Genomic DNA, 21,457 nt, shown 5'->3' on the forward strand with positions numbered 1-21,457 from the left:
CGCAGGGCCGGCTTTCGATAGCCGACGCGCAGGGATTAGCCGGCCGGCTTGCCGTAGGTCCAGGCGAATGCGCCGGAATAGCTCATGATGGGTGTGTAGTCCTCGATCCGATCGGCAGGGAGAACCTTGTCCGTCCGGTTGTCGAGGACGTGGAAGCGGCCATCCTGTCTCACGGCAAGCACAGCGTGTTCGCCCTGTGCGCGATCGCGCAACAGGACCAGGAACATGTCGTCGGCGGGAATGCCGAGCTCTTGCAGCAGGGCCATCTTGGCGAGAGCAAAATCCTCGCAATCGCCATAGCCGCGGGAAAGAGTCGTTGAGGCGGCGGACCATTCGTCGCCGCGCTTGTCGTCGACATAACGAACGCGCCAGTTGACCCAGCGATTGACCGCTCCCAGCGCGTTGTCCGCACCAGTCCTGTCGCCCTGCGCCAGGAATTCATTCCAGGGCCCTGCCTGTCCGCTGATCGCAACCATGCGCGCGGCTTCCCACTTGCCCATGGGCGCTGCGGCGCTGCCGACCGGCAGGGCTACCATCCGAAAGAGGCTGGGTGCGGCCGGCCGGGTCGGCATTGGCGGCGCAGGTGGTTCGCAGGGCTGCGCTGCGGCGGCGGTGTCCGGTGGGGGAAGGGTAAACGCAAAGCCGGTAGCAGGCATGACGAATGCCTCGCCTGTCTGACACTCCTCAATGGGATCGGGAGCGGCAATCGGGCTGGGCAGAGGCAGGACCGGCGACTCCGATCCCGCGAGAAGCATCGACGGACAAGCGAGGCACAAGCCTGTCGTTGCAACCAGCGCCGCGCGCCGCCTCGATTTCCCGAATTTGTCCATGTCGATCCCGTGGGGAGGGAAAATGCCAGCCACAACTTTGTGCGGCAATCGGACAACCTCTCTGCCCGACTCGCGCCGGGCACAGCATGTCGCATTTCAGGTGGAGTTGGTGCGCGTCAGCCGAAGATCGCGACGCTCTGCATCCCGTCGAGCACCTGCTTACCGTCGGCGTTCCAGAGCCGCAGCCGCTCGGACGAGTAACCACCGTCGGCATGCTGGCTGGCATTTTCGGAGAGCCACCAGCCATCGCGCGTTGCGGGCTGGGTCTCGAGCAGGTTGAAGGACCAGTTGATCGAGCTGATCGGACCCTGTCGCTTCATCGCCCGCATCGCTCCGGGAGGAAGGACATCGCCCAGCAAAATAAGTTCGCTGACCGCGTCGAGACCCTCGCGGTCGTTGAGCCGTGCCCAGCGCCGCACGACCGGATCACCCGGACCGCGAACATCCTGGGCGCGGCGGATCTCGAAATTGTGCTGGATGAAGGCGGGGCCCTTGCCGGCCATGGCCGGTTCGGCTTCCTCGGGGGAACCCGGCCAGTCGGCGACAGGCGCTGCCGGATGGTGCGCATTGGCCTCGCGCGAGGTGCCGAACAGCCAGAAAGCAGTCAGCGTGCACTTGCCCTCGCACCAGATCTCGCTGCGAACCTGCGCGACATTGCGACCCTGGCGCACGATTTCGCGGCGCAGCTCTGCCTCGGGAGCGGTCGGCGCCACGAAGGCGACCTGGGCGGCGCGGAGCGGCGGCAGATCGGGAAAGGCCCGGATCGCGGCGGTGTAGGCGACGAGTGCCGACGCGCCGCCATAAAGCGTGCGCCCCTGCAACCAGTGGTCGAGATTGTCGAAACGGACATGTCCGCCCTCGGCGGGGATCGGGTCGATCAGGCTGGCAATGCTCATCGCCCCCTCATTGCCGCTTGCGCAGGCTTCGTCCAGACTGACGTAACGGAAGGGGAAGGCTTGCAAAGCCGATTGCAATGGCCGGTCAGAATCGCTAGTGCGCCGCTTCCCGTCCGAGAGGTCGGGCGAGGCCCGATGGCGGAGTGGTTACGCAGAGGACTGCAAATCCTTGCACGCCGGTTCGATTCCGGCTCGGGCCTCCACTTCCCTCAGATGGGAATGTGCCGCTTTAGCTCAGTTGGTAGAGCACATCATTCGTAATGATGGGGTCACGTGTTCGAGTCACGTAAGCGGCACCAGTACTTCCATAGGTAAGCGCGAAATTTCCCGCGGAACTGCCGTCCGGCAGGTCGCGCGTTTGGGTCCTGCCTGGGGCGCTTTGAGAAGGTAATTGGGCGGATCCTACTCCCGATCCATGTCAATCAGGTCCTTGTTGGCGCGATTTCGTCCGCTTCCACGCTGCTGTCTAACTCAGCCAGCTGGTGGTTTGCATGGCGTAGAAAATTCGATAGCTGTTCTAGCGGGTCGGTTGGGGACGACGTATGGATTCGCACGCGACGCGGGATGGGGCAGGCCAGCGAAATCCGGATTACGAAAGCGAATTATTCGCTGAAACCTACGATACTCTTCGCCGCATTGCATCGCGCCAATTGCATCGTCAGGCCAGTAGGCCCTCGCTCAATACGACGCTGATAGTCCACGAGGCTTGGCTTAAGCTTTCGCAATCGGGCACTGCAGAATTCACTGATCACGACCACTACCTTGCCACCGCAGCACGGGCCATGCGGCAGATACTTATTGACCATGCACGCAGGAAACTTGCTGCCAAGCGTGGTGGGGGCGCAGTTCACTTGGAACTCGACGAGCGACGCGAAGTGATTGGTATCCTCGATGCCCGCTTTGTTGCCCTCGACGATGCACTCAAAGCGTTGGCCGCGACGGCGCCGGAACTCGAAGGTGTCGTCGAGTGCCGGTTCTTTGCGGGACTGACAGTTGAGGAGACGGCTGCTGCTCTTGGGCGGTCTCTTCGCACGGTGGAGCGCCAATGGGCGCGCGCGCGCGCTTATCTCGCAGATGAATTGGATAGCTAGGGTTGCTGCGTGTGGCGGGCGATTGGGAGCGATTGCGTTATTCGCGTGTGAAGGCATTACGCACAGAAGCGGAAGTATCGGATGGCCACACCTCCTGAACCAGGAAACGACCGCCAGGTCGTGGACGCGGCCTTCGATGCGGCGCTTGATCTACCTCCCGAACAAAGGGCAGCGTGGCTGCAAAACCAGTTCGCAGCACAACCCGACATCCTCGGCAAGATCACCCGACTGCTGCAAAAGGAAAAGCGCAGCCGCTCCTTGTTCGAGCAGCTTGAGGGTCAGCGCAAAGAAACGCTCGAAGGAATTCTGGGGGAAGAAGGGGCGGGTGGTGGCTCAGATCCCCGCATTGGTCGGGCCTTCGGGCACTGGAAGATCGTCTCGCACATCGGTAGTGGCGGATTGGCCGAGGTCTATGAGGCGTGCCGCGCGGACGGGCGGTACGAGCAGCGCGCCGCGCTGAAGATACTGCGCGGTGGCATCCTGGGGTCAGCAGCGCGGGAACTCTTCAAGCGCGAGCGGCAACTGCTCGCCAACCTCGACGATCCGGGCATCGTACGAATAATTGATGCTGGCGAAACGGCGACCGGCTCGCCGTGGCTGGTCATGGAACTGGTCGCCGGAGAACCAATGGACTCCTATTGTGCGAAGCGAGACCTACCTGTCGAAGAACGCCTTGAATTTCTGGCCACTGCCGCCGAAATCATCGGGAAGGCCCATGCAAACCTCGTCATCCATGGAGATTTGAAAGCCGAACACTTGTTGATCGACGAGCAAGGTCGTGTGCGTCTGCTGGACTTCGGTATCGCACAGGCATTGGACGATTTCGGCCGGGCCGGGGCGGCAGAGGGGTTCTCGCCCGGATACGCCAGCCCCGAACAGTCTCATGGCCAGGCACTGACAGCTGCCAGCGACATCTACCAGTTCGGTCGGCTGATGGATCACGTTGTCGATGCCGGAGATCGGGCGAGGCCGCTAAATGCCGTCATCGCGCGCGCTACCTTGGTGGAACCCGAAAGCCGGTACCATTCCATTTCCGAGCTCGCAGCAGATCTGCGCGCGGTAATCGCGGACCGGCCGGTGGTCGCCTTGCCCGATACTCCATGGCAGGCAGCGATGCGGCTGGTCCGTCACAACCGCCTTGCAGCTGCACTGGGACTCTTGATTGTCGCAGGGTCGGCAGGCTGGGCCGTCACAGCAACTCTTTCGGCTGCCGCAATTGATCGAGAGCGGCAGGCTGCGCTTGCAGCGGCCGACCGGGAGGAGCGGGGGAAAGAGGTCTTGCTGGAGCTGTTCCGCCGCGCGGATCTGCTGGAGGCAGACAGCCTCGGGCTTGAACCTGATGCAGCCGCGAAGATGCTGGACGAAACGCTGGCGACGGCACGCGACACGATTGCCGACGATCCGGCCATGCTGGCCGACTTGATGAACTGGACTGCACGGGCGCACTTGCGTGCAGGCGATACGGAAAAGGCTGCAGCGCTTGCAAAGGACAGCTTGGACGCTGTTGCCGCCGCGGGTCTTTCCGGATCGTTGCGCGAAGCCGAGGCCAAGGCGTTACTTGCCGATATTTCCGCCAAGGCTGGCGATGCCGAAATGGCCGCCAAATTGGCAGACGAAGTCATGATCCTACTGTCAAAGGCCAGCGGGAATGACCCGCGGGCTGTCAATGCACTCGTCTCGGTCGCCTGGTCGAAAGAGGGGGACTGGATGGCCCAGAAGACCCTGTTCGAGAAGGCTCTAGCGCAGGCCGGGGTGAACGCCTCCGATCCGAGGCAAATCGAGATCCGGTCCGGTCTGTCGCGCGCGTTGGCAGGGCTGGGCGAACTCGATCACGCGCGAAGAGAGATCGAGCGGGCGCTTGAGCTGGTGAAGATGTATTACGGCGATCGCCACCCGCGCCTCGCCTTGCCTTTGTCGGATTACGGGCGTCTGGAGGAGAAGGCTGGCAACACGGCCGCAGCGATTGAGCGTCATCGCGCGGCCTTGGCCATAAGTGAAGCCGCTTTCGGCGCGTCCCATTCTTCTACCCTGGCCCACCGCAACAACCTGGCGCTTGCGCTGATGTCCGCGGGTCAGGTCGAGGGAGCCATCGGCGAATATCGCCTGCTTCTCGCTGCGCAGCCTGCAGGGCTGGCACGAGGTGAAGTGGCGCAGAATCTCGGTGCTGCTCTGGTCCAGGCGAAACAGTTTTCTGGCGCGGAACATCCACTCGAAATCGCGGACGCCTCGTTCCGTGAGTACTTGCCCGAAGCACACCCGCGGCGGGCCTTTCCGGCATTGACGCGATCCGAACTGTTTCTGGCTCTCGGTCGCTACGAGGAGGCGGAAAGCGATGCACGCGCGGCGCTCGCTCATCTCGCAAAGGTCATGCCTCCGGGGCATTTCGCCATCGAAACGGCACGTTGCCGTGTCGGGATGGCATTGGCAGGACAAGGAAGGCGTGCCGAGGCAGCCGGGCATATTGGACCGGCACTGAAAGCACTGGAGGCGGGTGGGGCATCCGTCCCGGCGCGGTTGGTGGATCCGTGCCGGGACGCAGCCAGACGGCTCTGACCGTCAGCCGGGCAGGTCGCCCACGATCGCGATCACGATGTTGTTAGGCTCTCCATCGTTTCGCATCACCTGAAACGTGCTCGGATGCCCGCTGCTGTCATTGAAAGAGATGTTGGTCAGGTGGGGCACCGATGGAGAGCTCTGGTCCTTCGGGTCCAACCCATTGGCCCTGGCCCACTCCATGAAGCTCCCGGCGATTTTCTCCGGCTCTTCCATGCTGCGGGCCTGAAGCATCCGGATCGGCCTCACGTCGAGCTTGTTCTCGGTCGTAACGTAGATGTGAGCGTCCTTCGGCAGGGGCAGCGAAGCAGGCATCCAATCGGGCCGAGGCAGGTTGACCGAACCCAGCCCGTCTCCGTCCTCGTAGGAGAGGTCTGCCGATACAGAGCCGGACTCTCCATCATACTCGAGCGTGTCCGAGCCATCGTCGCCGCACCCTACGAGCAGCAGGGTGGCGGCAATGCCCGACGCAATCTTCAAATTCCTCATCACGAGATCCCCTATTCCACGAACCTGTAGGCGCCGAGACGGTTGGTCTCGCCGTAGGACATGCTTTCGACACCGTTGCGCGCGCTACCGGTGTAGGAGGGCTGGTCGACCAGCGTCTGGAAGGCGACACGCCCGCCTTCGAGTCCGATCGCTCCGGCGTGAAGGGCCGCCTTGCAGACATGGCTGTCACCCGAATAGAGACCCGTGCCCCAGATCGGCGACTTGACGCTGAAGTTCGCATCACAGGTACAGCTCAGGAGCTTGAAGGCCTCCGTTCGGTACTTGGGCGGTAGGCTGGTGCACTTGCCGATGTCCTCCGCGCCCGTTCCGCCTACCGGCATGTTCGCGAGTTCGGCACCCACGTTGGCTGCATCACGAACCGTGCCGCTGCTGGCCCTGCGGCCGATGGCGCCGAGCACGCTGCCAAGGCCCGACTGCTTCTTCTTCGGCGAAAAGATCATCGACATGTCGAAATCGGGAAGGTCCGAAACGAGCCGCTCGGTCGAGGGATCGTCCGCATCGGCCTGCATCGGTGGGGCAGTCTCCACGAACCGATAGCTGGCGCGATAGCGGCCGTAACTGCGGGTCTGCTCGCCATTGCGCGTGCTGCCGCGATAACTCGACTGGCCGGGCAGCATTTGCAGGATCACATGACCGCCTGCATTGCCGATAACGCCGGCATGGCGGGCAGCCTTGCAGGTGTAGGAATCGGCCGTGTAGATGTCGCTGCCCCAGACAGCACTCGAATGATTGGGATCGTTGGCGCTTTCAGGACAATAGCAGGCCAGTACCTCGTCGGTCCCCTGGTAGCTGGTCGGCGCCTTGCAAACGCCGATGTCCCTGGGCGTCACATCGACTTGAGGCAGGTTGCCCTGCGCCGTAACTGTCCCCGCCGCCATTAATGCCAGCGCGGCTGCGCCTCCCAGCATCACACCATGTTTGATCTCCATCTCACCTTCCCCTCGATCGTGGCCCCAAGGCCGGTTTCGAAGGGGAACACGCAAATGCGGGTGCAAACCCGCCACTCGCGATTTCGACCTGTGGTTTGGCGGGAATGCCAATCCGTTTGCGTTTTGCAGTCATCACACCGGTTTTGGGAGGACGGATATGCGGTTGAAGAAGATGGCGTTGTACAGCGCTCTTGCTCTGGTGGTTTCGTTGCCGCAAGCGGCGGTTGCCACGCAAAGTACGCCAACCGTCGATTTTAGTTTTGGCCCTTCGACTGCCGGTCCCAGCGCGACCGTGGTCCTAGCCAACCAGCGGGAGATCAACGGTACGGACGGCGAGGAATATGTCTCGCTGCTAGCCCGCTCGCTCTATATTTCCGCTGATGAAGATGCCGCGCGAAACGGCGTGGAAGTCTATTTCGTCAAGGTCGTGCAAGGCAGAATTGCCGGGACCGTGAAGCGTGTTCTCTCCGCTGAAGCCTTGACACGGCAACGCACCAAGCCTCCGGCACGTTCGGCGTTGCCAGGCGACACGTTTTTGCCCGGGGACACCTTTCTACCGGGTGATACATTCCTGCCTGGTGACACCTTCCTGACGGACTATCGCGGCAATTGGGCAACCGGTTCGCGCACGGCCCCTTCCGCTGGGAGCAGCTATCCGCCGCAAATTCGCAAGAGCGGCAGCACTTCGACCATTGGCAGGACGAGGGCCAGCCTGCAGGACCAGCTGGGCGAACGCGCAATTGCCTTCGCCGAGGGCGGCTCGGGAATGCTGATCGCGGCTTTCCCTGCCGGCGGCACGGCTGCCCCGTCGGGCGGAGGCTTCTTCATCAGATCGATCTGAGGATGATCGATGTCCTCATGGAGTGCTGCGCTGGCGCCGGCGAGCCGGAAACAGCCCTTCCAGGCCTCACACTACCAATTCGACAGCCCCTTCGTCCGGACTCCGTGCCGGACCATCGATCGCATCGGAGATACCCATGAAATCTCGCCCTGCATTCGCCCGTCGCGTCTCGTCGCCTTCCGCAATCCGGTCGGAAAGGGGGCTCATCGCGAGGATGCTCCTGACGGGGTCGGCCCTCGCAGTTCTCACCCATGCGTCCCCCGCTCTTGCGCAGGTGGTGATCGACAATGACGATACCGAGACTGTCAGAGGCGACGGAACCGGAACGCAAGCGAGCCCGTGGAACATCGGCGATGGCCTGGTTGTAGGCAACACCGGCACAGGCAGTCTCGTGATTACTGACGGTGGGGCGGTCAGCAGTCTGGAAGTCCAGATGGGAGGCAACGCAGGTTCGGAAGGAACAGTCACCGTAGATGGGGCAAACTCGAACTTGGCCATTACCGGAACCCTCACTGTCGGCAACGCTGGTGCGGGGAACCTGACCATCACCGGTGGAGGAGAAGTCAGCAACAACTTCGCGTTCGTCGGCAGCGGGCGAGACGCGGTTGGCACGGTCACCGTCGATGGAGAGGGTTCGGCTTGGGCGAACAGCGGTGACCTGGCGATCGGCTACAACGGCAACGGAAGCCTGACGATTTCAGACGGAGCAACAGTCAGCAGCAGGAATGGCTACGTCGCGCGCGTCTCGAATGGATTCGGCTCCGTCACGATCGACGGGGCTGGTTCGTCCTGGACGAATAGCCAGAACCTTTATGTGGGCGTCTTCAACTCAGGTACGATGGCAATAACCAATGGTGGCTTTGCTAGTAGCACGATTGGGATCATCGGATATGGGGCCGATTCCGATGGCGATGTCGTGATCGATGGAGCCGGTTCGGCGTGGGAAAATACCGGTGAAGTCATCGTCGGCAGGGTTGGCACGGGAGGTCTGACCCTCGCGAACGGCGGACGGGTCTCGGCTGGCTCTGTAGTTGTTGCCCAGCAGGCCGGTTCGGTCGGAACCGTCAACATCGGCGCAGCAGCCGGTGTTGCCGCTACCGGTGCGGGATTGATCGAAGCCCCCGTTGTGGCGTTTGGCCAAGGGAATGGAAGGCTAGTCTTCAATCACACCGACACGGGTTACGTTTTTGCTCCTTCGGTCACAGGCGCGGGTGCGCTCGACCATTATGCTGGTCAAACGATCTTCGCCGGTCAGAGCGACTATTCCGGATCGACGACGCTGCATGGCGGGACCCTGGTGGTAGGCGATGGTGGAGCCATTTATGGAACTTACGAGATCGTCATCGCGGCCGACCCCGGCGACGAAGCGACCTTGGTAGTGCGCGACGGAAGCGAAGTTTACCTCAATGGTGATCTCAATTCCGTCGACGACGCAGGTTATCTCTACGTCGGGGCAAGAGGATCGGGGGGTCTGACGATCTCCGATGGCGGCACGGTCTCGGACCTCTTTGGGTACCTCGGTGCCGGCGTCGGTTCGGACGGTTCTGTCTCGGTCGATGGCGTGGGGTCATCATGGACGAACAGGGCCAACCTCTTTGTCGGGTGGCGGGGCGACGGCAATCTGTCGATCACCAACGGCGGCCGCGTCAGCAACGGGTTTGACACCGTCATCGGATCGGATGCGCTAGGCGAGGTCAGCGTCGATGGCGCAGGTTCCTTGCTGGAAAGTGGCGGTGTTCTATTCGTCGGCGACTTCGAGGCCGCTACGCTTGCAATCACAAGGGGCGGGAGCGTGACGGCAGCCGCAGGCGTGATCGGAGCGGGATCCGAAGCGCTAGGCGAAGTGAGGGTCGATGGTTCCGGATCGAACCTGACGATCGCAGATCCGCTTTACATCGGCTTTGAAGGGGAAGGCAGCCTCGCAATTGCTGATGGCGGAACAGTCAACAGCCTGTTCGGCTACGTCGGCTGGGAAAGCGGGTCTGATGGGTTGGTAACTGTCGACGGTTCCGGATCGGCATGGAACATCGGTGACAACGTCTTCGTTGCGCAACGTGGGGATGCTTCCTTGGCGATCACCAACGGGGGCACCGTAAGAAACGATGCCGCCTACGTTGCCAACGAAAACGGATCTACGGCCTCGATCACGGTTGACGGCGCCGGCTCGACCTGGACGAATGAGGTTGGATTCGTTCTTGGCAATCGGGGCACAGCCGATCTGACTGTGATCAATGGCGGCAATCTCGCCACCGGGTATACGGTCATAGGGAACTCTGTTGGCGGCGTAGGATCTCTCTCGGTCGATGGAGCGGCATCGCAATGGACAGTCTCGGACGAGCTTTTCATAGGCGCCGCTGGGACGGGAACACTAACCCTCAGCAATGGGGGGACCTTAACTGCGTCGTCCTTGGTCCTGGCGGAGTTGGCAGGGGCTAACGGTACGGTAAGCGTTGGTGGAGCCGTAGGCGAATTGGCTGTTGGCCCCGGTGTGCTCGAAGTTCCGACGCTGGCCTTTGGCGCGGGTACCGGAACGCTCGTACTCAACCATACGGCTACCGATTACATCTTCCAGCCCGCGTTGTCGGGTGAAGGGCTGGTCCGCCACCTCGCCGGATACACCCGATTTCTGGCCGACAGTTCCGGTTTCGGCGGAGCAGTCGAACTTGTCGGCGGGACACTCGACATGGCTGGCGCAATCGGCGGAACCATGAGTGTGTCAGGCAGCGGCAGATTGATGGGCACCGGGACCACTGGCACGCTTTCCATCGGATCGGGTGGGGTGGTCGCGCCAGGCAATTCCATCGGTACGCTCAATGTCACCGGGAACCTCACCTTTGCCGCAGGCTCGGTTTTCGAGGTGGAGGTCGATCCAAGCGGGACCTCAAGCGACCTGATTTCAGTGACGGGCTCGGCGACACTCCAGGGGGGCACAGTCGCTCATGTCGGCCCCGATGGCGATTTCAATCCGTCGACCGCCTACACGATCCTTACTGCCACGGGCGGCGTCACCGGGCAGTTCGACGGGGCGACTTCGGATTTCGCCTTCCTCTTCCCTGTGCTCGAATATCTGCCGAATGCAGTCACCTTGACACTACGCCGTAACGAGATCGCCTTCACCGACATTGCTCAGACCTACAACCAGCAGCAGGTCGCAGGTGCCGTGGAAGATCTGGGTTTTGGAAACCCTGTTGCGGAATCGATCCTTCTCCTGGGTGAAGATGACGCGCGAATGGCTTTCGACCTCCTCTCCGGAGAAGTCCATGCGAGCGTGCAAACGGCCTTGGCCGATGACGTCAGGCTGATACGCCAGACCGTTCTTGAACATGCAATCCACAGCGATAATGCGGCATCGGTCTGGGCAGAGATGATCGGCAGTTGGAGCAGCTTCGACAAAGCTAAGGACACGGCGTCGGTCGACAAGGATTTGGTTGGTGTCGTGGGCGGAGCGCAATTGGCGCTGACAAATGGTTTCGTGGTCGGGATCGCGACTGCATATACCGATAGCAAGGTGAAGCTGGACGAGCGCCTGTCGAGTGCCGACCTGCATTCATTTCATCTGACAGGCTACGTCGGCCTGGGCGCGGGCGATACACGAATGCGAGCCGGCGCGGGATACACGCACAGCACGGTCAATACATCGCGACAACCGTCCTTCCGCGACTTCGATGAACAGCTTACGGCGGGATATGATGGCAAGACGATCCACGCTTTCGTGGAGGTAGGTCACGAGCTGCGTGCAGCCGGTGCCAGTATTGAACCCTTTGCGCGCTTCGCATTTGCGCGCCTCGACATGGACAGGTTCGAAGAAACGGGCGGCGTTGCAGCACTTTCAGGCGCCAGCAGAAAGGTAACTTCTGCCGAAAGCATAACGGGCGTAAATTTCGCCACCTCGCCCGAAGAGTTCCTCCGTTTCGAGGGCACAATCGGTTGGCAACACGTGTTCAGCGGCTACCGAAGCTCAGCCGGTCTGGCTTTCGACAGCGGACCAATTTTCGAAATTGTGGGCGCACAAGGTTCGCGAGACGCGGGAGTACTCGACCTGTCGGCCATCTTCGGCGTCTCGGGCTCGGCAGAGATAGGCGTGCACTACCGTGGGCTGATCGCGAATGGCAGCGACAGCCATGCACTGTCCGCCGCGGTTTCCTTCCAGCTTTGATTTTGCAGGAGGACCAGATCAATTTCCAATCTGTTGCTGCGTTGCCGCCCTTGGAGGCCTCAAACCAGCTTCTGAAGTGGGTATAGCGGCGGTCACTTTGCAGACCCACCTTGGAGCAAAGCGCTTTAAATAGGCAACGAAAATTCAATGACGTGAACACATCTTGGGTCGCCTTTGGGGTAGGTCATGTTTGAAGCACTGGCGGACATCCAAGCCTATGAACAGAAGGATTTATCCGAAAGTGTTCCGCCAAATTCGTAATGATGGGGTCACGTGTTCGAGTCACGTAAGCGGCACCACCACATTCAGAAGCATCACTCGCAACTTGCACCGAAAAGCCAGTCCGGCTGGGTGTGCTTTTGGGTCCTATTTGGGACGCTCATCGCTTGGGAATTCACCGAAGCCTTCCCAGCTCGCCCGCAATTCCGGATCTCTGGAGCGCTAAGAGTTCGCGCCCCACGAAGTCAGGCAGACGGTCCGCTCGGGAAGAGCGATGCGAAGTGACGATGTGTAGCGAAGGAGCACGGATCTAACCAGCGAGTTTCACGCTATTGTTTCGCATTTCCGAAATGTGAGCCTGCCAGTTGGGAAAGAACGCTGTAAAGCTCACAGCCATTCCTCGATCCCAGCTTCCCCTGTATGATCTCCTGCGCGCCGCCGACGGACATATGATCGCGCACCAGCCATCGTGCCGATCCATGACGATGAGCAGAAACGTAGGTTCCGACATCGAAAAACAGAGGTTGCCCTTTTTCTTCTGTATGAACCTAGAAGTCTACTCAACGTCCCAATCACTCTGTCATTCTGCAGCCTGATCCGCATATTGATCATACGCTTCGAGGGCTTGCGCAGCGTACATCGCGCTCGGGCCGGCACCCATATATATCGCAAGGCCTATCGTCTCTGCGATTTCCTCTCGCGTCGCTCCCTTTTTGCGCGCACCCTCGACGTGATAAGTGATGCAAGGATCGCACCGCACTGCGACAGATATGGCCACTGCGAGCAGTTCCTTGGTCTTGGCATCGAGCACAGCACTTTCATGTGCAGCGGCCCCCATTTCGCGGAACGCTTTCATCACGCCCGGAGAACCGCGATGCAGTTCCTTAATGGCGGGGATGAGGCCTGCAGCCATGCCAGGCCAGTCTTTAAACTCAGTATGTGACATGAACATCTTATCCTTCGTCAATGGGATTCTATCTGGTTCCGATTGAACTCTTGGCGATTAGTAGTCGTTCAAGTTTCCGTACAGTTGAGCACCGTGCGACCGTTGATATCCTGCGCTGAAAGGATTGTGAGATTGCGCTTGGGCTGAAGACGGAAGATCTCGCGCGAAAGCGGGTTGATGAAGTGGGTCTCGATGCGGTTGGCAATGCCACGTCCACCTTCAAACCAATCGATGAGGCAAAGATCGCGTATCTGGCCCAGCGCCACCTCCTCGATTATCACTTCAACGGCATGCTCTGCACGAACAGCTTCCTTCACCCTCCCAATGATTGCGAGGAATATTTCGTAGGCTACGGTTCCGTTGATGAATTCGAAGGCAACGACGTTTTGGCCGAGGCGGTTATAAAGTTCCGGTCGGTGCAGCTCAATGCGGAAATGGTTGCGGATGGCCTCAATCAGCTTCTCCTCAAGCTCGGCATAGCTGTCGCCAGGCAGAATATTCATACCGAGATTCTGCGTGTGGTCTTTGCCGATCATTCCGATATTCGACGTAAAGATGATCAGTGCTTCGGAGAAGTATGCAGTCGATCCACGCGAGTCAGTTAGGCGTCCCTCGTCGAGTATCTGGAGGAACATATCGAGAATGCGCGGGTGCGCCTTTTCAACCTCGTCGAACAACACGACGCTGAAAGGCTTTTTGTGCATCGCATTGACCAATTGGCCACCGTGTTCGTGCCCGGGGTGGCCTGGTGGCGCGCCGAGCATCCGGCTGATCGAGTTCTCTTCCATGAACTCGGACATGTCGAAGCGGTGACACGCTGTGTCTTCCCCGAAAAGGAGCTCGGTAATTGCCTTCGCAAGCTCAGTCTTGCCGACACCAGTTGGCCCGGCAAGAAAGAGCACGCCACGAGGGCGACTGTGGCGTGAACTGGTCTGCGAACCTGACAAGCCGACGATCGAGCGGATGAGGATGTCCAAGGATTTCTCTATCGCACGCTTCTGTCCCTTTACGCGCTTAGACAAAATCTCTCCCGCTCTTGCCACTCGGGCACGCATGATCTCCGATTTCCACGGGTTGCGACGCGTTCCGAGACGATCCATGCGGATCGCATCAGCAATGTCCTTCGTTGCGATCTTCTCAGCCTGAGCCAATTCGGCAACCTTGCGCATACCTACGAGGGTCAAGCTGTCAGCTTCGAGCGCAAACTGCTCAAGGAAGGCCGATATTTCGCCAGCATCTAGAGCATCGTGGTCGCAAAACATCGGCAGGAGTGTTTTGGCGAAGGCGTGCCTATCCTCAAGGTTTGGAAGCTCGACGAAGACCTCGCGTAAGCCATCATTGCTCTTGGTAAACCAAGCCGGCAAGTCGCCGGGTCTATCTATGAGCCAAATAGTTGGACTTACGTAATAACCTGTCGGACTCAGAGTCTGCTGCGAGGAATGATGTGCTTCGATGAGAATTTCAGAGAGACCATAGGGGTATGCCTGATAGAGGTGCGAAGCATAGTCGACGAGAAATAGCAGGCGCGGCGTGGAGGTGGTTGTGATCGCCTTGTGTATCCGTATGAATTCTTCCGGAGTATCAATTGTATCGCCCAGAGGGACGCTTGCTTCAGCAATTACATTTGCAAGACCCTCATCACATAGCGGATGCAATCGCAGCCCCCGCGTCAGGGTCATATATGATTAACCCGTCGAAGCCCCTGTCTCGACATATGCGCCAGAGCACATCCTCGAAGCGAAGGAAGTCCATTCGGTCATGAGCCGCAAAAGGGAATAAGTCTCGGAGGTTTCCCGTAACAGCGAAATGCACACGCCGTTTCAGCCCGGAATTGAACTCATCAAACCAAACCGGCGTTGCGTTGATGCTACTCTTATCGATCTGCAATCCTAAGACGTTCGCTGGTAGTTGCAGCCCTTTATCTTCATCCATTTCTTACCCTTGGGACCCTGCTTGGCTCTTCCTTCGATCAGTAAGAGCGCGGCAATTCCTTGATGCCTGTCAATCGTCGGTACCTATTTTTTGTAATCGAACTCTGGATGAAGCTAGGGATTGGTCTCGGCAAAGGGACCAAGAGAACGGCCGCATTCCACCTGCTTAGTAACTATCTAACTGATTGGGCGATGCGCTAGCGGCCGAAGGTCAGTGAGCGACCCGTTTGTGGACAATGGTATCTTACTCTGAAGGGCTATACCTGTTGCGGTCGTTGCAAATGACACCGCATCGATTGGCGGCTAAAGCGCCAGCGACATGTTCGATCCATTGAGTTTTCTGCGCAAGAAGGGTGCTGCCCTGCTGGGCATGGCTCTTTGCGTCCTGAGCCTGAATGTGATCATTCCTTCGGGCTACATGATTGTTCCGTCCGCGAGCCATGTGTTCGCGGTGGTGCCCTGCCCTTCGTCGAACGAACTTGCGCGACTTACCGCGGCGAAGCCTGGACATCACGAACAGGTCGATCATGCCTCGATGGGCCATCACATGCCGGATCAGGCGGAGCGGGACGGGACACCACCCGATGCTTCGCAGCCAGATCCGGATTGCGCATTTTCCGCCCTGTCGATGGCAGCCCTGCTGCCTGCCACGGTCGCACCGGAAAGTTCGGAATTCCCGGTCGAATTCCTCGATGAAGCGAGGCTGCCTGCGCTGGCGGTTTCGCTTCCAAGATATCTGCGTCCGCCCTTGCGCGCTCCACCTGTGAAGGGCTGATCCCCTCGACAGTTTCGGCGCTCGTTTCGGCCCTTTGGGGTCGACCTGCGCCCGTGTGCACAATGCAGATGCGAGAATACAATGAACTCTAGAATCCTACTCAGGACGCTCCTGATGGCGTCCTGTACGACCCTTGCCGCACAGCCAGCCCTTGCCCAAGAGCGGTCGACACCTGAAAACGACACGGCAATCCTCGTCGACACGATCGTCGTGACCGGCACGCAATCGCGAGATATTTCGCAGGACGGGGTCGAAAAACCCGAACAGATCGCGACGCCCGCCGATGCCGCTGCAATTGCAGCGAGAACGGCCGGGGGAGCACTGGTCGGCAATGGCGCACTTTCCGGGCAGCTTTCGTATCGCGGGCTCGCCGGCGAGCGAGTGCTCGGGCGAGTGAACGGCCAACGTTTTGCCTCGGGAGGACCGAATGCGATGGACCCGCCTCTTCACTATGCGCCGTCGGTTCTCGTCGAGCGGATCGAGGTCGCTCGCGGCGTTGCCCCTGTATCGCAAGGCCCATCGCTGGCCGGAGCCGTCAACGCCCGACTGGCCGAGGCCGAATTCACTGATGAAGCGCGCTTCTCGGCGCAGGGCAGGTTTTCGGCCCAGTACCGCAGTGTCGACGACAGCTATGCAGTCGGCGGTCTGGCCGGTATCGCCAGCGACCAATGGCGCTTCGGGTTGATTGCCAGCCGCGAGCAGGGCAGCGACTACGATTTCCCCGGTGGAACCGCCGGAGGAACCTCGTTCGAACGCAACCTGTACGGTGCCCATGCGGGCTTCCGATCTGGCCCCGGCGAGATATTCGTCGAGTATCGCAGGAGCGAAACTGATCCGACCGGTAATCCGCCCTTCGCGCTCGATATCGTCTATTTCAATACCGACTTCGTCCAAGCAGGCTTCCGGGGCGAGGTTGCCGATGGGGTCCACCTCGATATGCGACTGGGCCACGTGGCGGTCCGGCACTTGATGGACAACCAGACCACGAGGGCACCGGCCGCCCCGCCCATGCAGGCCCGGGCGACATTCGCCGAGGCCGATACGAATACCGCCGAAGTCGCACTGCGCTTTGGGTCCGACGGATCTTATTTCGCTATCGGCGGCGACGCGGAACTGACCGACAAGTTCGTTCGCATTACTAACCCTGCGAATCCTGCCTTCTTCATCGATGCACAGCCTGACGTAAAATCGGAAAGGGTTGGTGCTTTCGCACAGTGGCGCGGCGCGCTGTCTGCAATCGAGTTCGAGCTAGGCACGCGCATCGATCGGACCGATCAGACTGCGGGCATCCCGGCTCTCGGATCGGCGGTTCCGATGGGACCGCGTGGTCTGGCGGCGGCTTTTGCGGCTTCCGACCGCGATTATTCCACGACCACCATCGATGCAGTAGCACGCTTCTGGATCCCGGCGGGAGATGTCACGCCTCGCGTCACACTTGCCCGAAAGGAGCGTGTGCCCAGCCTGCTGGAGCGGTTTGGCTGGTTGCCCACCGAAGCGAGCTTCGGTCTGGCCGACGGTAACATCTATGTCGGGAACCTCGCCCTCGATCCTGAAACAGCTTGGATTGCGGAGATCGGTTTCGATTGGGAAACGGACGCTGTCACCCTGCGCCCGACGATATTCTATCGCGGGGTCGACGGATTCATCCAGGGCACGCCCGTCGATGATACCGTAGGTGTGATCGACAGCCCGATCGAGATGATCGCGGCCATGAATGGGGACACCACACCGCTTCGTTTTTCGAACGTGGATGCGGAACTGTATGGCGCGGACCTCGATTTCGTCATCCGGCCGGTCGACCGGATCGAATTGTCCGGAACCGCCAGCCTCGTTCGCGGAAAGCGGCGCGACATCGACGATGACCTTTATCGCGTGGCGCCGGCAAACCTTCGTCTTGCCGCTGCTTGGACGGGCGATCGCCTTTCCCTCGGCGCCGAAATGATCGCCGCGGCAAGCCAGGACAATGTCTCTCGCTCAAACGACGAACAGCCGAGCGATGGTTACGTCGTCTTTGGTCTCTTTGGACGCCTCGCCGTCAATGAGCTCCTTGCGCTCGAAGCCGGGGTCGAGAACTTGTTCAATGCCGAATACCAGCCGCACCTCGCAGGTCGCAGCAGGGTTGGCATTTCTGACGTGCCAACCGGCGAACGCTTGCCCGGTGCCGGCCAGGGAGGCTGGGTAAGTATCAGCGCGAGGTTCTGACGCCTTTCTGAAGGTTGGGCCGGTCTGTGTTTATGCGGGCCGGCCCTACCGCCGCATCCTCGGAGTTTATGAGCAGTTCGCAACTCCTCGAAGGACCGCCTTCCACCCCTATCTGGTCGTTAGTGACTGCCTCACGCGCGAACAAATGCAGCCATCAAATGGACTGCTGCGGCGCCCCAAGTGGGTGGGAGTGGGACGCCTAAACGCAACCGATCAAGCCAAAGCATTTTCACGCGCCTAAGTTAGAGCATCGCTGTCTAGGTACTTTGGGAATTGCTTGGGTGGATTGGTCCGGGTTTCGCCGCTATCTGCGTAAGCTCATATAAAAAATTGCTTTTTGGGATTTTATCCAAGGTTTTCGTAATGATGGGGTCACGTGTTCGAGTCACGTAAGCGGCACCATTACTTTCCAAATTAGTAGCGAACATTCGGATGCACCGTGATGTCGGGGCCGATGGCTGGTTTTGCCCTATTGGTCCCGAACGCAGTGTGGAGCCTCTACACGATGCCTTCCGCGAATCCGGTGAGGCCTCCTATGGGCCTCGACCGGTCGAACTCGCGCGTAGGCCCCGCACTCACTCTCCCACTGGGTTGCCCTCGGTATCCAGTTCGATGAACTCGCCGGGCAGGCTGGCAGCGAATTCCTGCACGGCCGACCGCTGGGTTTCCCCGTCGCCGACCACGACCCAGATCATTTCTTTCGGATTAAACCATTTCTGCGCGGTCTTGCGGAAATCTACCACGGACATTGCGAGCAGCCGCTCCTGGCGTTCTTCGACCAGACGGTCCGACAAGCCGTATTTGGCCATCTCGGCAATGAGCCCGAGCTTGGCACCCAGGCTTTCCTGCGATCGCGCTGTGTCCTTGATGATCTGGTTGCGCGTGAGGTCGGCTTCCGCTTCGCCGAAGTTCTGGCCATACGCGGCCACCATGTCGCGGATGATCTCGAGCGACGGGCCGGTCGCATTGGCGCGCACGCTGGTCTGCACGCCCCACGGCTGGATGACACGGCCGCCACTGACACCGGAGTAGGCGCCGTAGGTGTAGCCCTTCTCGATACGCAGCATCTGCGCCAGATCGCCGCCGATGGAACCGCCAAGTTTCTGGTTGGCGAACTCGATCCGTTCGTGCTGGGGGTTGTCGGACGCGACCGTCAGGCGTCCGGCGCGGATGACACTCTGCTTGGATCCCGGCACGTCGATGAAATAGACGTTTCCTGCAACGCCGGTATCGCTGGGAAGCGTCAATTCTACTGGCGCTGCTTCACGCGCGAGCGAACTGGCAAGCGAGGAGAAGGCATCACGGGCAGCAGCTGCGGTGATGTCTCCCGCAACATGGATCCTGACGCCATTTGCGCCGAGCGCTGCGTGACGGTCCCGAAGGGCTTCCAGACCAGTCCCCTCGACTGTCTCGATCGTTCCGATTGAGCGGCGCCCCTCGGGATGGTCGCCGTACAGCAAGGCGTCGAAAGTAAGTGCGGCGATCGCGGCCGGATTGGCCTGCGCGCTACGAATGGCAGACAACTGCCTGTCGCGCGCTCGCGACAAGGCATCAGGGGTAAAGCGCGGTGTCGCGATGATTTCCGACAACACCTCGACCACCTCGGGCAGATTGCGGGCCAGCGTCGTGCCGCTGATGGAAACCCCGTCGGAGTTCGCACCTACCGAATAGCCTGCACCGAGGCGCCCGAGGGCCTGCTCGATTTCCGCAGCACTGCGCGTGGCGGAGCCTTCTTGCATCAGCGAGGTGAGCAGGGCGGTCGTCCCGAGGCCTTCATCCGTGTCGAGCCGGGTCCCGCCTTCGAACGTGATGATGAAGGACGCCACGGGGGTTTCATCGAAGGTCGTGCCGATAAGCGAGACGTTCTGCGCAAGATCGGCTTTCCAGGTCGGAACTGTCTTCGACAACGGCAATTCGCCGAAAGCCGGCTCGGACCTGTCATATTTGGAAGGCGTCTTCACGAATTCCGCCGCTTCACCTTGGCTCACTTCCTCGTCGGCGCTGCCTTCACCGACTTCCTCGATCCAGACCTTGGCGACTTCGCTCTTGTCGACGGCGAGTGCGGCTTCGCCCTTGGGTACGAAGCTGGTGATGACGCGGGGCTGTCCGGCGACGTGCGCTGCAAACGCATGTCCGACATCGGACGTGTCGAGGGACCGGACGTCGGCGAGGGTCTTCAGGATATAGGCCGGATCTCCGGCAAACTCGTTGCCGATCGCCAGCGCCTCTGCCTTGCCGCGCACGGTGGAGAGCTGGTTGTAGAGGCCGGTCTCGGATTCCGCCTGGATCCGCAGCAGCTCGCCTTCGGGAATGCCTTGGTCTGCGACTTCGGCAAGACCGGCGTCGACCGCTGCCAGAACGGCATCGAGGTCGGTGCCTGCATTGGCGCGAACCAGGATCGCGAGTTCCCCGGCCAGTTCCTCTGCCCGGTGGAACGAGAATACGTTGGCGGCCAGTCCGCCTTCGACAACCTGGCGGTAGAGCGGAGAGGCTTTCGAGCCGAGATAGTTGGCGAGCACGTTCAGTGCCGTTTCGTCGCCGTCGAATTGCGCCGGGGTGGGGTAGACGAGACGCAGTTCGGGAAGCTTTGCGAAATTGTCCTCGAACATCAGGCGGGCATCAGCATCGAGCTCTACCGGACGGGGAGTGGCATCGGGAACCTCTGGCCCGCGGGCAATCTCGCCGAACCAGCGTTCGACCTTGGCCTTGGTCTCGGCAATGTCGATATCGCCGACAATGGCGAGCGTCGCGTTGTTCGGCCCGTAGTAGGCGTCGTAGAACTCGCGCACGTCGGCCAGCGTTGCCGCCTGGAGGTCCGGCAAGGAGCCAATGACCGTCCAGTTGTAGGGGTGGTCTGCCGGATAGAGCGCGCCGGCGACAACTTCCCCAACATAGCCGTAAGGCGCGTTGTCGACCCGCTGGCGCTTCTCGTTCTTGACGACCTGCTTCTCGCGCTCGAGCGCGTCCTCGGTGACAGTATTGATCATGAAGCCGAGGCGGTCTGAATCGATCCACAGCAGCTTGTCGAACGCGTCGATCGGGACGGTCTCGTAGTACACGGTGCGGTCGCGGGTGGTGTAGCCGTTACGATCGCCGCCCCAGGCCGGGATATCGCGGCGATTGGCGCCCTGCGGCACGTTCTCGGAATCGTTGAACGCCATGTGTTCGAAGAAATGCGCAAAGCCCGTGCGACCCGGCTTTTCGCGGGCGGAGCCGACATGGGCCACGGTCATCAGCGAGACGATCGGATCGGAATCGTCCACCGCGAGGATGACTTCCAGTCCGTTGCCCAGAACGAACTTCTCATACTCCAGTCGCACTTCGCCAGCGGCATCTGCAGGAGAGGCCTGTTGCGATGTGTTCGATGCCCCCGTGCTCTCCTGTGCATTGGCCTGGCTGGTCGCCAGAGCGATGGCGGAAGCGGCGAGTACGAGTTTGTTGCGCATGAAAATCCCTTCTGTTGTCAGAAGGCTAATCGAATGAATCGCGTTTTGCGAGGCGCTGGATTGGTTTTTCCAACGCTCGGCCTGAAAGAATTCGCGGGGCACAAAGAATAGGCAGGCAAAGCATCACATGCG

At 60.5% G+C, this 21,457-nt stretch carries 14 protein-coding genes and 2 tRNA genes; 8 read left to right on the forward strand and 8 right to left on the reverse strand.

From position 1 onward, the window contains the following. Positions 1-35: 35 nt before the first annotated feature. Both LCL94_RS09225 and LCL94_RS09230 read right to left on the reverse strand, forming a co-directional pair. Positions 36-536 carry a transglutaminase-like cysteine peptidase gene (locus LCL94_RS09225; RefSeq protein ID WP_224831945.1) on the reverse strand — a complete coding sequence of 167 codons (501 nt, stop codon included), beginning with the start codon at positions 534-536 and terminating at the stop codon, positions 36-38. Positions 537-946: 410 nt separating this feature from the next. Continuing rightward, positions 947-1,726 carry an acyl-CoA thioesterase gene (locus LCL94_RS09230; RefSeq protein ID WP_224831946.1) on the reverse strand — a complete coding sequence of 260 codons (780 nt, stop codon included), beginning with the start codon at positions 1,724-1,726 and terminating at the stop codon, positions 947-949. 129 nt (positions 1,727-1,855) lie between these two features. Between LCL94_RS09230 and LCL94_RS09235 the strand changes: the two genes are divergently transcribed. From LCL94_RS09235 to LCL94_RS09250, 4 genes are all read left to right on the forward strand, one after another. Further along, positions 1,856-1,929: transfer RNA gene (locus tag LCL94_RS09235), tRNA-Cys, on the forward strand. Positions 1,930-1,949: 20 nt separating this feature from the next. Further along, positions 1,950-2,025 (forward strand) — tRNA-Thr (locus tag LCL94_RS09240). A gap of 243 nt (positions 2,026-2,268) precedes the next feature. Further along, the gene (locus tag LCL94_RS09245; protein ID WP_224831947.1) at positions 2,269-2,817 is read left to right on the forward strand and encodes an ECF-type sigma factor; all 549 of its coding nucleotides are present in this window, start codon (positions 2,269-2,271) and stop codon (positions 2,815-2,817) included. Between the two features lie 81 nt (positions 2,818-2,898). Continuing rightward, positions 2,899-5,370, forward strand: a complete 2,472-nt coding sequence (locus LCL94_RS09250) for a serine/threonine-protein kinase (protein WP_224831948.1) — start codon at positions 2,899-2,901, stop codon at positions 5,368-5,370. Positions 5,371-5,373: 3 nt separating this feature from the next. Here the strand turns inward: LCL94_RS09250 and LCL94_RS09255 are convergent, their stop codons facing one another. After that, a complete protein-coding gene (locus LCL94_RS09255) occupies positions 5,374-5,859 on the reverse strand; it encodes a hypothetical protein (RefSeq protein ID WP_224831949.1) in 486 nt (161 codons plus the stop codon). Positions 5,860-5,870: 11 nt separating this feature from the next. Then, positions 5,871-6,809 carry an LCCL domain-containing protein gene (locus LCL94_RS09260; RefSeq protein WP_224831950.1) on the reverse strand — a complete coding sequence of 313 codons (939 nt, stop codon included), beginning with the start codon at positions 6,807-6,809 and terminating at the stop codon, positions 5,871-5,873. Positions 6,810-6,972: 163 nt separating this feature from the next. Here LCL94_RS09260 and LCL94_RS09265 point away from each other — a divergent pair, with 163 nt between their 5' ends. Beyond that, a complete protein-coding gene (locus LCL94_RS09265; protein ID WP_224831951.1) occupies positions 6,973-7,650 on the forward strand; it encodes a hypothetical protein in 678 nt (225 codons plus the stop codon). A gap of 66 nt (positions 7,651-7,716) precedes the next feature. Here the strand turns inward: LCL94_RS09265 and LCL94_RS09270 are convergent, their stop codons facing one another. After that, the gene (locus LCL94_RS09270; RefSeq protein WP_224831952.1) at positions 7,717-7,857 is read right to left on the reverse strand and encodes a hypothetical protein; all 141 of its coding nucleotides are present in this window, start codon (positions 7,855-7,857) and stop codon (positions 7,717-7,719) included. A 70-nt stretch (positions 7,858-7,927) separates the two neighbouring features. On the opposite strand from LCL94_RS09270, the gene LCL94_RS09275 reads away from it, so the two are divergent. Continuing rightward, complete coding sequence (locus tag LCL94_RS09275) at positions 7,928-11,806, forward strand: autotransporter domain-containing protein (RefSeq protein WP_224831953.1); 3,879 nt, start codon at positions 7,928-7,930, stop codon at positions 11,804-11,806. 799 nt (positions 11,807-12,605) lie between these two features. Here LCL94_RS09275 and LCL94_RS09280 read toward each other — a convergent pair. Beyond that, on the reverse strand, positions 12,606-12,971 hold the full coding sequence (locus LCL94_RS09280; RefSeq protein WP_224831954.1) for a carboxymuconolactone decarboxylase family protein: 366 nt from the start codon (positions 12,969-12,971) through the stop codon (positions 12,606-12,608). 68 nt (positions 12,972-13,039) lie between these two features. Beyond that, on the reverse strand, positions 13,040-14,650 hold the full coding sequence (locus LCL94_RS09285) for an AAA family ATPase (RefSeq protein ID WP_224831955.1): 1,611 nt from the start codon (positions 14,648-14,650) through the stop codon (positions 13,040-13,042). A gap of 571 nt (positions 14,651-15,221) precedes the next feature. Here LCL94_RS09285 and LCL94_RS09290 point away from each other — a divergent pair. Continuing rightward, on the forward strand, positions 15,222-15,677 hold the full coding sequence (locus LCL94_RS09290; protein WP_224831956.1) for a hypothetical protein: 456 nt from the start codon (positions 15,222-15,224) through the stop codon (positions 15,675-15,677). 210 nt (positions 15,678-15,887) lie between these two features. After that, a complete protein-coding gene (locus LCL94_RS09295; protein WP_224831957.1) occupies positions 15,888-17,879 on the forward strand; it encodes a TonB-dependent receptor in 1,992 nt (663 codons plus the stop codon). A 575-nt stretch (positions 17,880-18,454) separates the two neighbouring features. Here the strand turns inward: LCL94_RS09295 and LCL94_RS09300 are convergent. Beyond that, entirely contained in the window at positions 18,455-21,325 is a 2,871-nt protein-coding gene (locus LCL94_RS09300; protein WP_224831958.1) for a M16 family metallopeptidase, read from the reverse strand. Positions 21,326-21,457 lie beyond the last annotated feature (132 nt).

It is taken from the genome of Qipengyuania gaetbuli (assembly GCF_020171365.1).
GTDB lineage: Bacteria > Pseudomonadota > Alphaproteobacteria > Sphingomonadales > Sphingomonadaceae > Qipengyuania > Qipengyuania gaetbuli_B.